Origin of the sequence: Methylomonas sp. HYX-M1 (assembly GCF_040741385.1) — a bacterium.
GTDB lineage: Bacteria > Pseudomonadota > Gammaproteobacteria > Methylococcales > Methylomonadaceae > Methylomonas > Methylomonas rhizoryzae.
In genome coordinates this window covers 4,278,350-4,293,405 of the sequence record NZ_CP160405.1, presented here as the reverse complement: position 1 = coordinate 4,293,405, position 15,056 = coordinate 4,278,350, and the positions used below count along the sequence as shown (strand labels likewise).

Sequence of the window (15,056 nt, the reverse complement as noted above, 5' to 3'; positions counted from 1 at the left end):
TTGCTCTCTGATGACGGGAGGGGGAGATTAGGCCGTTAAACGGCCCCTACTCATCCTACCTGCTTCATCAGGGATTTGTGTTGAAAATAGCGCTTGCCACAGACAAGCGGCTCCCGACTGCGAAACGGCCCGAATTCGGGCCGTTCTTCTTAGTGCTGGACGCGGCAACAGTGCTGTGGCTGCGTCTTAATCATTTTATTCCTTAATGCATGCCCTTGTTGTCCCATGGCCAGGGGTGCTTGTCGCTCAGTCGCCAAAACGTGGCAATTTTCGGGCGTTCTAACCAAAACGCGTCCAGCAGCAACTGATGACGCTCGGCAAATATTTCCGCTAATGCCGGCGGCGGTTGGTGTCCGAAGTAACGATTCAAATATTCCCGGCGTACACAAGAATTTTGAATGTCGCCCAATAAAGTCAGATAGGTTTGCAGGCTGGCCAGATGGCCGTCGGGGAGCGGGGGTAGCAGCTCGCTGGCGGTAATTAGCAGATAGCGTAACTTTTTCAATGCGATGCGCAGTTTGTGCAGCGTTTGCGGCTGTTGGGCGTCTATCGCGCGATAACGCTGGAGGGCAACCGCGTATACGGCGTCTATCGCGGCTAAGCAAGCCCGTGGCAGATTCATTTCGCGTAGCGCCGGCAAAACGCGTTTTTGCACTTTAGCTAGCAGCAGTTCTTGCGAATTGCTGTCCAAGACATGGAGTTGTCGCGGGATAGCGGCTAACAAACGACGTTCGTTGGCGCGCAAATAAGCGAGAAAAGGCGCTATCTCCGGCAAGGCATTCAAATCCAGCAAATCGGCCAGCATGACTTGGGTGTCGCGCAATTCGTCGAAGCCGTCCACCTGAGATTTAAGGTCTTTTCTAAGTTTGCGCAACGCCGGGTCGGGCGCCAGAATCTGCAGTAGTTCTATGAAAGCGAGCAAACGGCGCAGACTGATACGCAGTTTATGTACCGCGGATTCGCTGGCTTGGTTGCGACAGGCTTGCAAGCGTGATAAATGTTTGGCCCAATGACGCTCCAATGCTGCTTGGATGAGTTTGGCGTCCTCTTTGGCCATGACGCAGTCAGGATTTTCGGCTTTGCAAGCGCTTTTTGCGCATGATCAGCGTGACGATAGGCCCGGATGCGGCGTAACCGACCGCCAGTAAAAACAGCATGCGTTGCGGTTGGGCCAGCACGAAACCGATGACCAACATCGCCAAGATCGTGGCGATGAACGGTACTTTGTTTTTGAAGTCGATTTCTTTGAAGCTGGAATAGCGAAAGTTGCTGACCATCAGCAATCCGGTGGAAATGGTGGCGACGAGCACCAAGTACTTGAAGTTTTCCACTTGATAGCCGTTTTCCACGCAAAACCATAAGCCGCCGGCTAAAATTGCCGCCGCCGCCGGGCTGGGTAGGCCTTGAAAATACCGTTTATCCGCCACTTCGACTTGGGTATTGAATCGCGCCAAGCGCAAAGCTCCGCCGGCCATGTGCACGAACGCGGCGAACAAGCCGACTTGCCCCATGCTGGATAAGGTCCACAAATACATCACGATGGCCGGGGCGGCGCCGAATGACACCATATCGGACAAGCTGTCGTATTCCACGCCGAATTCGCTTTGGGTATTGGTCAAACGCGCAACCCGGCCGTCCAAGCCGTCCAATACCATCGCCACGAATAATGAAATGGCGGCGGTCTCGAAGCGGCCGTTGATCGCCGAAGTAATGGCGTAGAAGCCGGCAAACATCGCGCCGGTGGTGAACAAGTTGGGCAGCAGATAAATGCCGCGGTGACGCTTGGGCGGTGGTGTTTGGATCATGATGGGCGTTGACAGTCGATAACTGGTCGGCCATTTTACATGGACCGCCGCCGGCCGGCTATCGCAATACGATGACAAAAACGGCAGCGGTTGATCAAGCCGCGTCCGCTTTAGTTTCGGCCGAGGACGTGGTGGTTGGGAAAAAGCGCTTTCCTCAATTGCGGTTGCCGAATACAGTGCGCTGTTTTTAGTGATATGCGGTAAATGTTATGAATGCTAAAACGTGTGACGTACTCTGTATCGGCCATGCCAGCTACGATTTGGTGTTTTCGATCGCCCGTCATCCCGGTGCGGACGAAAAGTTGTTTGCCGACGGTTTGCTGAGTTGCGGTGGCGGGCCGGCGGCCAATGCCGCGGTGACGGTCGCCCGGCTTGGTTATCAGGCCGGTTTCGCCGGCTATTTAGGCAACGACGTTTATGGCGACAGTCATTGCCGGGAATTGCGAGTAGAGGGCGTGGACCTTGGTTTGCTGGTGCGGGGTGCTTCGCCCACTCCGTTGTCGACGATTTTGGTCAAACCGGACGGCAAACGGGTCTTGATCAACTACAAAGGCGATACCCAAGCCTTGCCGGCCGAACGCATCGCCTTCGCCGGCGTGCAAGCCAAGGTAGTGTTGTGCGACGGCCACGAGCCGCATTTGGCCTTGGCCGCTAGCCGGGCGCTGCCGAACGTACCGACGCTGCTGGATGCCGGCTCATTACACGACGGTACCCGTTTGTTGATGGATAAAGTGGATTATCTGCTGGCTTCGGAAAAATTCGCCCTGCAATTGGCCGGTGATGAGGGGGACGCCTTGACGCAAATGGCTGCGATGGCGCCGGTTGCGGTGATTACCTTGGGTGAACGCGGTTTGTTGTGGCGGCGCGGCGAGCAAACCGGCCGCATGTCGGCGCCGCCGGTGCATGCGCTGGATAGTACCGGAGCCGGCGACGCCTTTCACGGCGCGTTTGCCGCCGGCTTGGCGGCAGGGATGGCTTGGGAGGATCTGCTGCGATTTGCCAGCGCGGCCGGCGCATATTGCTGCACGCGCATCGGGGCTAGGCCCGGTATGCCGAATACGGCGCAAGTTGCGGCGTTGTTGCAAAGCTGGCCGGCCGAATAAACGCTTTTTCAGCGCACACGGTTCGCGGTTGATTGTGCGCCCGAATGCGCATTAGAGGACGAAGTCCTCAATGCAGCTACGTTACAACAGATGAGGAATGCCTCCCTGGGACTAGCTCCTGGCATGGATGAATAGTTACAAATATCCTATTATTGGGTCTAATGGTTGTAATATCGAAATGATGCGCGCCTTTGGACGCATCCTAGGGTATATTGATTATCAGTGGGTTGCGAGCCGTGATCGTGTCTAAAAAAACCGAGTGCCGCCTTAATTACCTGTCAAAATTCCGTACTAAGGGCTTACGCCGCTTCCCAAGATAACTGTCCGATCAATAATTGCAATGTTGTACCCTGTTGTCTATCTTGCAGGCACCTTATTGGCGTGTCTATCGATTAAACCCGGTTTTGCAGCAGTGGCCGGCGAAGCCGAAGCCGTTGAAGAGACTAGCGAACTATTGCCGCTAAGCTGGGAGGAAGTGACAGAGCTGGATATTTCCACTTTATCCAGGCAGACCCAATCCGTCAAAAACAGTCCGGCCGCCGCTTTCGTGATTACCGCGGAAGACATCCGTCGCTCCGGAGTAACCACGCTGCCGGAACTGCTGCGCATGGTGCCCGGCATGAACGTGGCGAAGGTCAATGCTTGGAATTGGGCGATTAGCGCCCGCGGATTCAACGACTTGTACGCAAACAAACTGCAGGTCATGATAGACGGGCGCAGCATCTACGACCCTTTGGTCAGCGGGGTATATTGGGGGCAACAGAACTTATCCTTGTGGGATATAGAGCGCATAGAGGTGTTAAGAGGCCCCAGCGGCAGCTTGTGGGGCGCGAATGCCGTTAACGGAACGGTCAACATCGTTACCCGCTCCGCCCGCGACACCCAGGGCGGTCTATTGTTCGGTGGCGGCGGAAGCGAAGAGTTGGGCTTCGGCGGTGTCCGCTACGGCACCAAGATTTCCGAAGATTCTTATTTGCGCGGTACCGTGAATACCGCTTACCGAGACTCCAGTGCCGATCTGACGGCCACGGACGACACGCACGATAACGGAAACGCGCAAAACGCCACGCTACGGATGGACAGCCAATTGAGCCGAAACGATCAATTGACGTTGGAAGCTACCCTAGCCCGCTATCGACAACGCGGTTATCTGATCGGCGTTACTTCCGAAACGCCGCCGCTGTGGGTGCAGAACGATTTCGGTCGGGACGGCATGACCGGCAGCCTGCAAGGCAACTGGAAACATACGACCGATAGCGGTCATCTTATCCAAACCAACTTTGCGTTTACCCAAACCCATTGGCTATTGGGAACGATACAAATGGACCGTTCGCACGCGGTTCTCGATGTCCAACACAGCCTACCCAAACTGGATAGCCACCAAATTTTGTGGGGCCTGAACTTTCAGACCGTACACGATCAATTCCAAAATAGTTTGACACTGGGTTTCGAGCCGGCCAAATTCGCGCAATACAACGTCGGCTGGTATTTACAGGATCAAATTGACATCCTGGACGATTTGAAACTGACCTTGGGCAATCGGGTAGAACACTTTACCTTCACCGGCTGGGAAACCGAACCCAACCTACGTTTGATTTGGACGCCCAATAAGGCGCACAGTCTATGGGGAGCCGTGTCCCGGGCGGTGGTGTTGCCCAATCGGGCGCAACACAGTATTCGCCTGTTTGTACCGATTCCGGGCAGTAGCGATTTTGTCGACGTGAAGGCCAATCCGGACATGAAAACCGAAAACCTGCTGGCATTCGAATTGGGTTGGCGCTGGCAAATTCTGCATAACTTCGATATCGATACCGCGGCGTTCTACAACATTTACGACAGGATGCAAGGCACTCAATTTGACGGCACAACGTTGAATAGCCCCGATTTTGCCCCGGCTTTTCCAACCAACGTTCCAATCTATCCTGCAACGGTTAGCAATAGCCGGCAAGTAAAAAGCTACGGTGTGGAGCTCTCGGCCAACTATCGAGCCAATAGCGCCTGGCGCTTACAAGGCGCGTATAGCCTCAATCGATTCGACGTGAATTACGATACCTCGCGCCGCTGGTTCAGAGACGAGTTAACCGAACCGCATTCCAGCCCTAACCATACCTTGTCGCTACGCTCCTTATACAACCTGACCAACGAAATCGAATTGGATGCCTGGTTCCGCTATGTGGGTAGAATCGTGGTCGACCGGGACATGGCCATTCCCGACTACTTCACCATGGATTTACGGTTAGGATGGCATCCGCATAAAGACTTGGAAATTTCGATCAGCGGGCAAAACTTATTGGACAATCAACACCCGGAATTTAGCGATATTTTGTACATACCGGTTGCCAGCCAGATCCAGCGTAGCGTGTTGGCGCAATTTTCCTGGCGTTTCTGAGTCTTGAGCTGTGAATCGTTTCGCTAAGCTTTCGGTTGTCTTATTGCTACTCAGCGTCAGCGTTTGCCTAAGCCGTCCGGCAGCGGCTGACGATGCATTGGTCAGCCGGGAGTACCAGCTCAAAGCGCTCTATCTATTTCACTTCGTCGAATTAACCGAATGGCCGAAAGCCGACCAGGTGACTATCTGTTTATGGGGTGACAGCCCGTTACGCGCTTATTTACCGGCGCTGGACGGCCAACAAGTGGGCGGTTCTACGGTACAAGTAGTAAGCGAACCCTTGCCGGAGATGGCTCGGTGCCAAATTTTGTTTTTAAGCGATCCGCATACCTTAACCCAAGACATCCTGAATCAAGCGGAATCCCGCCATATCTTGCTGGTTAGCGACAGCGAGGATTTCGCCGAACGCGGCGGCATGATTCAATTCACTTTACGCAACAACAAGCTAAAACTGATCGTTAATTTAGCGGCGGTTAAGCGCGCCGGTCTAAAACTCAGTTCCAAATTGCTACGTATGGCGGAAATAGTGCAATGAACAGGCCTTGCAGCCCTCGGATTTCGATTGTCAACAAATTAGCCAAAGCATTGCGGTTGATGGCGATCTTGACCTTATTCGTCGCCACGGTCTCTCTCTCTGTGCGCGAGTTCAACGATCTGCACCAAGAGCTCAACACCAAATTGACGCTGACCGCCGATATGATCGGGCAGAATTGCAGCTATCCGATTGTGTTTGAAGACAAAAAAACCGCGCAGGAAGTTCTCAATGCTTTGGCTCACGATCCGGACATAATCTCCGGCGTCATTCGATCTGCGAACGGAGAAATTTTTGCAAGCTATGCCAAAGCGACTTCCAACTGGCACATCCTATGGCCTAAGGCCTTGCAGAAAAACCATACGACCCGGCGTCCTATCTTGGATGCGAACAATAGGGAAATCGGCGACATCGTTTTGGTGGCCGATCTAAAACAACCCTACCATGCGCTGATTCGCAATGCGGCCTTAAACGCCGCAATCGTCTTCGCTGCTTTAAGTATCGCCGCTGTTTTCGTATTGCGGTTACAGCGTTCGTTGCTGACGCCTATCGTGCATTTGGCCAACATCGCTCGGCAAATCGAGCGCGACCACGATTACAGCAAGCGCTCCGACTATGCCGGCAATGACGAAATTTCCGATTTATCCGAGGCTTTCAACAGCATGTTGTCGCAAATTCAAGCCAACGAAGCCTATTTGGAAAACCAAGTGCTGTTGCGCACCCGCGAGCTGCAGATTGCAAAACAAGAAGCCGAGCAGGCCAACCAGACCAAAGGCGAATTTCTAGCCAATATGAGCCACGAAATTCGCACGCCCATGAATGCGATTGTCGGCTTAGTGGAGCTCTGTTTAAATAGCGAAATCAGCGACAAGTTGCGAACTTATTTGGAACGGGTGGAAGCGGCCTCGCATTCCTTGATGGATATCATCGACGACATCTTGGATTTTTCGAAAATGGAAGCCGGAAAAATGAAGCTGGAAAGCATTCCGTTTTTGCTGGAAGACGTTCTGGAGCAAGTCTTCGCCACGATGAATCAATTGGCGGCCCAGAAAGGTTTAAAACTGAGCTGCCCCGCTTCCGGTACCGTACACGCGGTGATCGGCGACCCGCAACGCCTCAGGCAAATCCTGATCAATTTGATCGGCAATGCGATCAAGTTCACCGAATATGGCGAAGTCGGCATCAGTGTGGTCGAATTGAACCGTACTTCGCAGCATATTAGTTTGCAATTTTGTGTCAGCGACACCGGCATAGGCATTAGCGAAGCGCAACAACAACGCTTGTTTCAAGCCTTCTCGCAAGGCGATAGCAGCGTGACCCGCACACACGGCGGAACCGGCTTAGGCTTGGTGATTAGCAAACAACTCGTCGAACAAATGGGAGGAACGATACGGGTAGTCAGTCAGAAGCAGGTCGGCTCCAAGTTTATTTTCAGTGTAAAACTCGGCGTTGCAGACTTCGCTAGCGTGCTCTACGCTCGGCAGCAAAATGGTTCGCCTATGGCCTCCAAACACAGTCATCAGCTTCGAGGCCGCAAAGTGCTTCTCGTCGAAGACAACGAAATTAACCGAATTGTCGCGGTCGAACTGTTGGAAAAAGTGCTGATTCAAGTGGATGTCGCCGAAAACGGTGCAATTGCTTTGGAGAAGCTGGCCCAACATCGTTATGACTGTATATTGATGGACGTACAAATGCCGGAGATCGACGGTTATATGGCTACTAAACGCCTAAAAGAAATGGACGCCTGTAAAAACGTCCCGGTGATAGCGATGACGGCTAACGCCATGCAGGAAGACAAATTGAAGTGCTTGGAAGCGGGTATGGTGGACTATATCTGTAAGCCGATATTGCCCAAAACGCTGTATGCCGTGTTGGAAAAGTGGCTGGCCCCGGAGCGGGAGCAAGAATAAAGCTTATTGACCTTGTTCGGTCACAACGACGCCTATATTGTTTTTTTGCAGCAATTCCTTGATCTTGGCGACACTGGACGGATTGTCGTAAGGGCCGATTTTGACTCTATGCCAGATGGCGCTTCCGACCTTGGCTTTCTCGACTCGCGCTTCTATCCCCAATAAAGCCAGTTTGGCCTTGTGCCGTTCCGCCTCGGCTCCCTCACGGAAGGAGCCGGCCTGCATGACGTAGCGCACCGCCTTGCTTTTGCCTACCAATTCTTCTCTGACCCGGCTTTGAATTTCGTAATCGGGTATTACGGTTTCGGCTTGCGGCAGGATGGTATAAAAATCGTAACGCGGCTCGACTACCGGCTGCACGGCCGCAACCGGCTTAGGATCGGGGGGCTGCTCCGGCGTTTTTAGTTCGGAAACGTTGGTTTGTGCCGGTTCGCCGCTACGAGACGCTAACAACTCTTCAACCTTCCGGCTAACAATGTGTAAGAACGCGCCGAAAACCGCAATCAATGCAAGCACCAGCAACCAGCGCCGCCATAATGGCGGCTGCTTTGCGGCTTGACGCCGGGAGGCGCTATAGGCGGACGATTGAACGCGGTGTTTGTAATCTCTGGCCATTACATCGATTCTGGGGCGTTTATTTTCAATAAACCTAATGCATTAGCGAAAACCTGTTTAACCGCGCAAATCAGGTTTAGCCGGGCATTACACAGACCGTCGTCGTCTACCAGAAACTGGTGAGCGTTGTAGTAACTATGGAACTGGTTGGCTAATTCGCGTAAATAGGTAATCAGCTGGTGCGGCTCGAACTGCGTAGCAGCGCGCTCCACTACTTCCGGATATTTCCAGAGTGCGGTCAATAATTCGGTTTCGTGGCTCTCGGTCAACGAGCGTAAATGTCCCATTCCCAAGGCCAAGTCGCGCGGGCGATGTTTTTCGTCCAGTTGCCTTAGCACGCTGCAAATCCGCGCATGCGCATATTGGACATAGTAAACGGGATTATCGTTGGTTTTCGAGGTGGCTAGTTTCAAATCGAAATCCATGTGCTGTTCCGATTTGCGCATCGCATAGAAAAAGCGGCAGGCGTCGTTACCGACCTCGTTGCGCAATTGTCTTAGCGTAACAAACTCCCCCGAACGCGTGGACATTTGCACTTTTTCGTCCCCGCGATAGAGCACCGCAAATTGCACCAACAACACTTTTAGCTTGGTTTCGTCGGCTCCCAAGGCCTGCATAGCCGCTCTGACCCGCGGAATATATCCGTGATGGTCCGCCCCCCAGATATTGACGATCTGATCGAAACCGCGGTCCAACTTGTTCATATGGTAAGCAATGTCCGAGGCGAAATAGGTCGTTTGGCCGTTGTCGCGCACTACCACCCGATCTTTTTCGTCCCCCAGTCGGCTGGACGCGAACCAAGTTGCCCCATCCTGTTTGTACAAGTATCCGGCGGAATCCAAACGTTGCAAGGCTTGGGGTATCGAATCGTCCTCCATCAAACTGCGTTCCGAAAACCAGTGCTGATAACTTACGCCAAACTCGGCGAGATCGTCCTTGATGTCCGCCAATATGTCGTCCAGCCCGACTTGAAACACCGACCGATAATCCGCTTCGCCCAACAAAGTTTTGGCTCGGTCTATCAATGCGTCGATGTGCTTTTCCTTGTCGCCGCCTTGTGCTTCGTCGGCAGGCAAATCAGCTATGACTGCACCGGCCGCGCGGCGGTATAACTCGCCATCGCGTTGATGCAAGCTGCGAGCGATGTCGCGGATGTAATCACCCCGGTAGCCGTTACCGGGAAACGGTAACACTTCGCCGCATTCTTCCAGGTAACGCAACCAAACGCTGGTTGCCAGAATATCCATCTGCCGGCCGGCGTCGTTGACGTAGTATTCGCGTTCCACCGTGAAGCCTACCGCTGCCAACAAATCCGCGACGGCGGAGCCGTAAGCGGCCCCGCGTCCGTGCCCGACGTGCAAAGGTCCTGTGGGATTGGCGGAAACGAATTCCACTTGCACCCGTTTGCCTTGACCTGACTGGCTTAAGCCGAATGTCGAACCGGCAACGTGGATTTGCTTGACGATATCGAATAAATAATCCGGATTCAGAAAAAAATTGATAAAACCGGGGCCGGCGATTTCAACCTTGCTGATCAGCCGGTCGGCCGGCAGTGCGGCGATAATCTTTTCCGCCAACTGGCGCGGATTGGATTTAGCGGGTTTTGCCAACATCATGGCCAGATTGGTGGCGAAGTCGCCATGTTGCGCGTCGCGAGCCCGTTCCAACACGATTTGTACGGTTAGTTCGCGATCCAGAACACCTTGCGTTTTCAATGCGTCTATAGCGTTTTGCAACAGGTATTCGAGCTTTGTTTTCATTATTGATGAGAAAAAACGGGGACGAAATTGCGGCTATTATCCCTGAAAACCCCCATCGTGGCTACCGAGAGCGGGAGTTACCGCCGGCTTCGCTTGCTGATTACAGCCCCGCAACCGCAGGAAACCGGACTGAGTTTCGAAACTTATCGGCGCTCGCCGAATAGCGCCGTGCCGATCCTGACCATGGTGGCTCCTTCCATGATTGCTGCTTTCAAGTCGCCGCTCATGCCGAAAGAATAGCTGTCCAAACTGGGATCGTTAAGCTGTTGAACGGCTTGGTGTAAGTTGCGATAAGGCAGCCGTTGTTTTGCATAGTTAGTTTCCGGTTCCGGAATGGCCATCACGCCGCGCAAGCGCAATCTCGGCAATTGACGTACCGCGCTTACCAGTTCGGGCAAGTTAGCCAGACTAACGCCGGACTTGCTACTTTCTTCGCTGATATTTACTTGCAAGCAGATGTTCAATGGGGGTAAGCGCTCGGAACGCTGCTCGCTCAAGCGTTGGGCGATTTTTAATCTGTCCACGCTGTGTACCCAGGCGAAATGACTGGCGATGGGCTTGGTTTTATTGGATTGAATGGGGCCGATGAAGTGCCAGCTAATATCGAATGCGGCCAGTTGTTGTTGCTTAAACAGCGCCTCCTGCACATAATTTTCCGCAAAATGGCGTTGTCCCAGTCGATAAAGCTGTGCAATATCGGCAGCGGATTTGGTTTTGCTGACAGCCAGCAATTGCACGCTTGCGGCCGGTCGGCCGGCAATGCCTGTCGCATGGCGTATCTGGCTGCGTACGTGTCGAAAACGCTCGGCTATGTCGGAGGATTGCATGTCAATGCTCTCGATCGGTGCCGACAAACAAGCGGGAAAACAGCAAGCCGGATTCGAATAGCATCCACATCGGTACGGCCAATAATGTTTGCGACAATGCGTCCGGGGGGGTTAAAAACATGGCGATGGTAAATACGCCGACGATGATGTAAGGCCGTTTCTCCGCCAAGCTTTCGGGGGTAGTAATCCCTGTCCAAACCAGTACAATCGTGAAAATCGGTACCTCGAAACAAATGCCGAACGCAAAAAATAAGGTCAGCACAAAATCCAGATAAGTGCTGATGTCGGTCATCACCGCGACGCCGGTGGGCGCCGCTGCCGTCAAATAGCCGAATACCAGCGGAAACACCACGTAGTAGGCAAATGCCGCGCCGCCATAAAACAGCAGGGTGCTTGCCAATAACAGCGGCAGTATCATCAGCTTTTCGTGCCGGTACAGTCCGGGCGCCACGAAGCCCCAAAATTGATACAGAATGAACGGTACCGAGGCAAATACTGCCACCACGAAGGCCAGCTTAATCGGGGTGAAAAACGGCGAGGCGACATCGATTGCTATCATCGTGCTGTTGTTGGGCATATGCGCCAACAACGGCTCGGCAAGGTAATGATAAATTTCGCTGGAGTAAGTCGCAGTGCCGATAAAAACCACTAGCACGCACAATACCACCCGCAATAGACGGTCGCGTAATTCGATTAAATGGCTGATGAAGGACTGCTCGCCGATAGGGTCAAGCTGATGGGTCATCGATCGTTCGGGAGGGTTGGCCGTTTTGCGGCTTGTTTTCTAATTCGCCAGCCGCCGCTTGGGTTTCTTGCGCAACTTGCTGCAATTCGTCTGCGATCGATTGCTGCTGGCGCAACAATTGCCGCATTTCCTCAGCGTGCAACTCCTGTTTGATTTCCGCCTTCACGCTGGCAATCGTGCTGCGGGTTTTGCCCAGCCAAAATCCGGCGATTCGAGCTGCTTTCGGCAAGCGTTCCGGCCCAATAACCAACAGCGCGATCAGTCCAACCATTAATAATTCGGAGAAACCGACATCGAACATAAATAATCAAGCCTGGTCTTTTTCTTTTTGGGTGATTTCGCCTTCCAGGGTTTCGCCTTTTTCCTCGGTTAGCGACTTGTTTTCGTTCCCTTCTTTCATCGCCGAACGAAAATTTCTGATAGCTTCGCCGAGGTCGCCACCAACGTTTTTCAAGCGCTTGGTGCCGAATACTAAAATGACTATCACCAGCACAATTAGCAATTGAGTCATGCTTACGCCCATATCCCCTCCTTAATGTTAGATAACGATTAGGGCGAATTTCTTTGCGCCTTTTCTTCTATGCCGGACAATCCGAAACGACGCTGTAATTCGTTTAACACATGTTCCGGGCCCAAGCCTTGTTGCGCCAGCATTACCATGCTGTGAAACCACAAGTCGGCCGTTTCGTAGACTATTTTCTGTTTATCGCCGTCTTTCGCCGCTAAAACTGTTTCGGTAGCTTCTTCGCCGATTTTTTTCAGAATATGGTCCAAGCCTTTGGCGTATAAGCCGGCAACGTAGGATTGGTCCGGGCTTTGTTCTTTACGCTGCTCTAATACGGCAGCCAATTGTTGTAAAACATCGCTCATAACCCCTTCCTTCACCAAAGTTCGCTAAAAATCATAACATGGAGTGGCCTTGGCTAAAACGACGGACAAAAAAAACCTCCCACTGCTTGCGCAGAAGGAGGTAAAAACCAAGCAGAGTGCTATGAGGAGATTCCGCTTGAATTACAACACCAGGAGGTAGTTACAAATTCGTTGATGTGCTTAACCTTTGATACGCGCCGTAGTGCTCATATTGCTGAACATGGTGGTCGCGGCGAATAAAACCGTCGAAACGATAAACAAACCGGATAAGAAGCTAAGCGTGCCCGCGATAAATAATGCGCCGACCAAAATATCTTTACCTATGCCGTTCATTTCAGTTTTAGTTCCTCTTTAAGATTGCGTCATCTTGACAAAGCGCCATTGCTTTGTTCATCAGTTGGTTAATACTATACAGGATAAAAAAACGTTTACAATTGGGTTAATATAAAATAAATTGTAAACAACAGAGAAATAATAAAAATGTCAACAATTTTTACATCGATTGGGAATGTCGTATGGATAAACTAACCAGTATGACCGTGTTCGTCCGAGTGGCCAAAGCCGGCAGCTTTGCCGGAGCCGCCAAAGATCTGGACATATCTAGGGCGATGGCTACTAAACACATCATGCAGCTCGAAAGCGAGTTGAACACAAGATTGTTCAATCGTACGACTCGCAGCTTAAGTTTGACTGAAGCCGGCGAGGAATACCTGGAACGTTGCCAACAAGTTCTATTGGACGTCGAGGAGATGGAAGCCGCAGTGACCAAGTTGCAGACCGAACCGCGCGGCGTGCTGAAAATCTGCGCGCCGCCGGTCATTGGGGCGACGCATATTGCGCCGGGCCTGACCGAGTATTTAAAGAGTTACCCTGACCTGTCGGTGGATATGGTGCTTAAAGGCGGTCAAGTCGATTTGATAGACGAAGGCGTCGATATCGCCATTTATTTAGGGCAGCTGAATGATACCAGCTTGGTTGCGCGCAAACTGGCTAGTTCGTCGTTAGTGGTTTGTGCCTCGCCGGACTACCTGAAAAATCACGGCATCCCCCAAGACCCGGAAGATCTGGAAGACCACAGCTGTTTAATCAACTGGGCGATCCCTCCGCGCAACAAATGGCGTTTTAAAGGCATTTTAGGCGAACGAACGATTACCGTTACCGGCCGTATGCAAGCCAATATGGCCGACCCCATTCGTAACGCGGCCGTCAACGGCTTGGGACTGATCATGCTACCGCGATACATCGTCGGACGCGATATCGAATTGGGGCGTTTGCAAGTCGTAATGGATCAGTACGGCATTAAACCGTTGGAAATTTATGCGGTTTATCCGCACCGCAAGTATTTGTCCGCCAAAGTCCGCTCGTTCCTGGATTTTATTCAGGGCTGGCTGCCGCACCGTATCGGCATGGATCCGCCGTGAATCCGATACAGCAAAAGTGGGATCGAATTTATAGTGCGGAGAATATCGAGCCTGACGCGGCAGAGGTTTTGGCATCGCACAGATATTTGTTACCGAGCGCCGGACGGGCTCTGGATGTTGCTTGCGGCTTAGGCGCTAACGCCATTCTGCTCGCTCGGCATGGCTTGGAAGTCAACGCCTGGGACATTTCTAAAGTTGCCACGGACCGCTTGCAGCACACAGCCGCCCAACTGGCATTGAACCTAGTCGCGCAGCAATACGACCTGTCGAATCATAGCTGGCCGAAAGCCGGTTACGACGTTATCGTGGTTAGCCGATTTCTTGACCGCACCTTATGTGATGAGATAATGAGCGCCTTAAAGCCCGCAGGCTTGCTGTTTTATCAAACGTTCACCCGCGATAAGCCCGATGCCATAGGCCCGAACAACCCGGATTACTTGTTAAAGCGTAACGAATTGCTCAGGTTGTTCGCTCCGCTGCATGTGGTGTATTACCAAGAATACCAGGGCATAGGCGACCTCGGCCGCGGCAACCGTAACGAAGCCTGCTTCATTGGACAAAAGTTGGATTGACGACATGATTGAAAATCTCGAACCTAAGCAAGCTTGGGCTCTGCTGCAAAACGACCCGACGGCAGTATTCATCGACGTTAGAACCGCTATTGAGCATAGCTTTGTGGGCCATCCGCCCAAGGCGATACACGTTGCTTGGAAAGAATTTCCCGGCATGCAAGTCAACCCCGAGTTTGTCGCACAAGTCGAAAAGCATGCTCCCGACAAAAACGCTCCGGTTTTGCTGTTGTGCCGTAGCGGCGTGCGTTCCGTGGAAGCCGCTAAGACTTTGGAGGTAGCCGGTTACCGGCATTTGGTCAATATCCTGGAAGGTTTTGAAGGACCGTTGGACGAGGCCAAGCACCGCGGTACTTTAGGCGGCTGGCGTTTTCACGGCCTGCCTTGGGAGCAGACTTGAGCATTTCCGATTCGGGCGCCTTCCCAACGCGTCCGGAGCAGCCGATTCGACAGCCAGCAACCCAAGAGCCAAACTTTTTCGTGGTTCGTCGCGGAAAATGTTATGTCGTA

At 52.6% G+C, this 15,056-nt stretch carries 17 protein-coding genes; 7 read left to right on the top strand and 10 right to left on the bottom strand.

Going from position 1 to position 15,056, the window contains the following annotated elements; genetic code table 11:
- Positions 1 to 202: 202 nt before the first annotated feature.
- The gene (locus tag AB0A83_RS19380) at positions 203 to 1,057 is read right to left on the bottom strand and encodes a CHAD domain-containing protein (protein ID WP_367154990.1); all 855 of its coding nucleotides are present in this window, start codon (positions 1,055 to 1,057) and stop codon (positions 203 to 205) included.
- Between the two features lie 7 nt (positions 1,058 to 1,064).
- Positions 1,065 to 1,805 carry a CDP-diacylglycerol--serine O-phosphatidyltransferase gene (gene pssA, locus AB0A83_RS19375; protein WP_150051317.1) on the bottom strand — a complete coding sequence of 247 codons (741 nt, stop codon included), beginning with the start codon at positions 1,803 to 1,805 and terminating at the stop codon, positions 1,065 to 1,067.
- 209 nt (positions 1,806 to 2,014) lie between these two features.
- Here pssA and AB0A83_RS19370 point away from each other — a divergent pair, with 209 nt between their 5' ends.
- The 4 genes from AB0A83_RS19370 to AB0A83_RS19355 all read left to right on the top strand — a co-directional run bounded on the left by AB0A83_RS19370 (position 2,015) and on the right by AB0A83_RS19355 (position 7,739).
- On the top strand, positions 2,015 to 2,908 hold the full coding sequence (locus AB0A83_RS19370; protein WP_150051315.1) for a carbohydrate kinase family protein: 894 nt from the start codon (positions 2,015 to 2,017) through the stop codon (positions 2,906 to 2,908).
- 340 nt (positions 2,909 to 3,248) lie between these two features.
- Positions 3,249 to 5,297: a TonB-dependent siderophore receptor gene (locus AB0A83_RS19365; RefSeq protein WP_150051313.1), complete on the top strand. Its 2,049-nt coding sequence runs from the start codon at positions 3,249 to 3,251 to the stop codon at positions 5,295 to 5,297.
- Positions 5,298 to 5,307: 10 nt separating this feature from the next.
- The gene (locus AB0A83_RS19360) at positions 5,308 to 5,832 is read left to right on the top strand and encodes a YfiR family protein (RefSeq protein WP_367154989.1); all 525 of its coding nucleotides are present in this window, start codon (positions 5,308 to 5,310) and stop codon (positions 5,830 to 5,832) included.
- Positions 5,829 to 7,739, top strand: a complete 1,911-nt coding sequence (locus AB0A83_RS19355) for a response regulator (RefSeq protein WP_150051309.1) — start codon at positions 5,829 to 5,831, stop codon at positions 7,737 to 7,739. Before AB0A83_RS19360 ends, AB0A83_RS19355 begins: the two co-directional genes overlap by 4 nt.
- A gap of 3 nt (positions 7,740 to 7,742) precedes the next feature.
- Here AB0A83_RS19355 and AB0A83_RS19350 read toward each other — a convergent pair whose 3' ends face one another.
- The 8 genes from AB0A83_RS19350 to AB0A83_RS19315 all read right to left on the bottom strand — a co-directional run bounded on the left by AB0A83_RS19350 (position 7,743) and on the right by AB0A83_RS19315 (position 12,889).
- Positions 7,743 to 8,354 (bottom strand): SPOR domain-containing protein, encoded by a 612-nt coding sequence (locus AB0A83_RS19350; RefSeq protein ID WP_150051307.1) that lies wholly within the window; start codon positions 8,352 to 8,354, stop codon positions 7,743 to 7,745.
- Positions 8,354 to 10,114 carry an arginine--tRNA ligase gene (gene argS / locus AB0A83_RS19345; protein WP_367154988.1) on the bottom strand — a complete coding sequence of 587 codons (1,761 nt, stop codon included), beginning with the start codon at positions 10,112 to 10,114 and terminating at the stop codon, positions 8,354 to 8,356. The genes AB0A83_RS19350 and argS overlap by 1 nt, the downstream gene beginning before the upstream one ends.
- A gap of 143 nt (positions 10,115 to 10,257) precedes the next feature.
- Entirely contained in the window at positions 10,258 to 10,941 is a 684-nt protein-coding gene (locus AB0A83_RS19340; protein WP_367154987.1) for a YggS family pyridoxal phosphate-dependent enzyme, read from the bottom strand.
- A 1-nt stretch (position 10,942) separates the two neighbouring features.
- Complete coding sequence (gene tatC / locus AB0A83_RS19335) at positions 10,943 to 11,686, bottom strand: twin-arginine translocase subunit TatC (protein ID WP_150051301.1); 744 nt, start codon at positions 11,684 to 11,686, stop codon at positions 10,943 to 10,945.
- On the bottom strand, positions 11,670 to 11,987 hold the full coding sequence (gene tatB, locus AB0A83_RS19330) for a Sec-independent protein translocase protein TatB (protein ID WP_150051300.1): 318 nt from the start codon (positions 11,985 to 11,987) through the stop codon (positions 11,670 to 11,672). The genes tatC and tatB overlap by 17 nt, the downstream gene beginning before the upstream one ends.
- A gap of 6 nt (positions 11,988 to 11,993) precedes the next feature.
- Complete coding sequence (gene tatA, locus AB0A83_RS19325) at positions 11,994 to 12,209, bottom strand: twin-arginine translocase TatA/TatE family subunit (RefSeq protein ID WP_150051299.1); 216 nt, start codon at positions 12,207 to 12,209, stop codon at positions 11,994 to 11,996.
- Between the two features lie 26 nt (positions 12,210 to 12,235).
- Positions 12,236 to 12,556 (bottom strand): phosphoribosyl-ATP diphosphatase, encoded by a 321-nt coding sequence (locus tag AB0A83_RS19320; RefSeq protein WP_150051298.1) that lies wholly within the window; start codon positions 12,554 to 12,556, stop codon positions 12,236 to 12,238.
- A gap of 180 nt (positions 12,557 to 12,736) precedes the next feature.
- Complete coding sequence (locus AB0A83_RS19315; protein WP_367154986.1) at positions 12,737 to 12,889, bottom strand: hypothetical protein; 153 nt, start codon at positions 12,887 to 12,889, stop codon at positions 12,737 to 12,739.
- Between the two features lie 182 nt (positions 12,890 to 13,071).
- Here AB0A83_RS19315 and AB0A83_RS19310 point away from each other — a divergent pair, with 182 nt between their 5' ends.
- Genes AB0A83_RS19310 through AB0A83_RS19300 form a run of 3 tightly spaced genes read left to right on the top strand, consistent with a single transcriptional unit; the run spans position 13,072 to position 14,946 of the window.
- On the top strand, positions 13,072 to 13,977 hold the full coding sequence (locus AB0A83_RS19310) for a LysR family transcriptional regulator (RefSeq protein ID WP_150051297.1): 906 nt from the start codon (positions 13,072 to 13,074) through the stop codon (positions 13,975 to 13,977).
- Positions 13,974 to 14,549 (top strand): methyltransferase domain-containing protein, encoded by a 576-nt coding sequence (locus AB0A83_RS19305; RefSeq protein ID WP_150051296.1) that lies wholly within the window; start codon positions 13,974 to 13,976, stop codon positions 14,547 to 14,549. The genes AB0A83_RS19310 and AB0A83_RS19305 overlap by 4 nt, the downstream gene beginning before the upstream one ends.
- Positions 14,550 to 14,553: 4 nt before the next feature.
- Complete coding sequence (locus AB0A83_RS19300) at positions 14,554 to 14,946, top strand: rhodanese-like domain-containing protein (protein WP_150051295.1); 393 nt, start codon at positions 14,554 to 14,556, stop codon at positions 14,944 to 14,946.
- The last annotated feature ends 110 nt before the right edge of the window (positions 14,947 to 15,056 follow it).

Coding starts and splice junctions, on each gene's coding strand:
- AB0A83_RS19380 (WP_367154990.1), bottom strand. CDS start 1,057: ATGGCCAAAGAGGACGCCAAACTCATCCAAGCAGCATTGGAGCGTCAT.
- pssA (WP_150051317.1), bottom strand. CDS start 1,805: ATGATCCAAACACCACCGCCCAAGCGTCACCGCGGCATTTATCTGCTG.
- AB0A83_RS19370 (WP_150051315.1), top strand. CDS start 2,015: ATGAATGCTAAAACGTGTGACGTACTCTGTATCGGCCATGCCAGCTAC.
- AB0A83_RS19365 (WP_150051313.1), top strand. CDS start 3,249: ATGTTGTACCCTGTTGTCTATCTTGCAGGCACCTTATTGGCGTGTCTA.
- AB0A83_RS19355 (WP_150051309.1), top strand. CDS start 5,829: ATGAACAGGCCTTGCAGCCCTCGGATTTCGATTGTCAACAAATTAGCC.
- AB0A83_RS19350 (WP_150051307.1), bottom strand. CDS start 8,354: ATGGCCAGAGATTACAAACACCGCGTTCAATCGTCCGCCTATAGCGCC.
- argS (WP_367154988.1), bottom strand. CDS start 10,114: ATGAAAACAAAGCTCGAATACCTGTTGCAAAACGCTATAGACGCATTG.
- AB0A83_RS19340 (WP_367154987.1), bottom strand. CDS start 10,941: ATGCAATCCTCCGACATAGCCGAGCGTTTTCGACACGTACGCAGCCAG.
- tatC (WP_150051301.1), bottom strand. CDS start 11,686: ATGACCCATCAGCTTGACCCTATCGGCGAGCAGTCCTTCATCAGCCAT.
- tatB (WP_150051300.1), bottom strand. CDS start 11,987: ATGTTCGATGTCGGTTTCTCCGAATTATTAATGGTTGGACTGATCGCG.
- tatA (WP_150051299.1), bottom strand. CDS start 12,209: ATGGGCGTAAGCATGACTCAATTGCTAATTGTGCTGGTGATAGTCATT.
- AB0A83_RS19320 (WP_150051298.1), bottom strand. CDS start 12,556: ATGAGCGATGTTTTACAACAATTGGCTGCCGTATTAGAGCAGCGTAAA.
- AB0A83_RS19315 (WP_367154986.1), bottom strand. CDS start 12,889: ATGAACGGCATAGGTAAAGATATTTTGGTCGGCGCATTATTTATCGCG.
- AB0A83_RS19310 (WP_150051297.1), top strand. CDS start 13,072: ATGGATAAACTAACCAGTATGACCGTGTTCGTCCGAGTGGCCAAAGCC.
- AB0A83_RS19300 (WP_150051295.1), top strand. CDS start 14,554: ATGATTGAAAATCTCGAACCTAAGCAAGCTTGGGCTCTGCTGCAAAAC.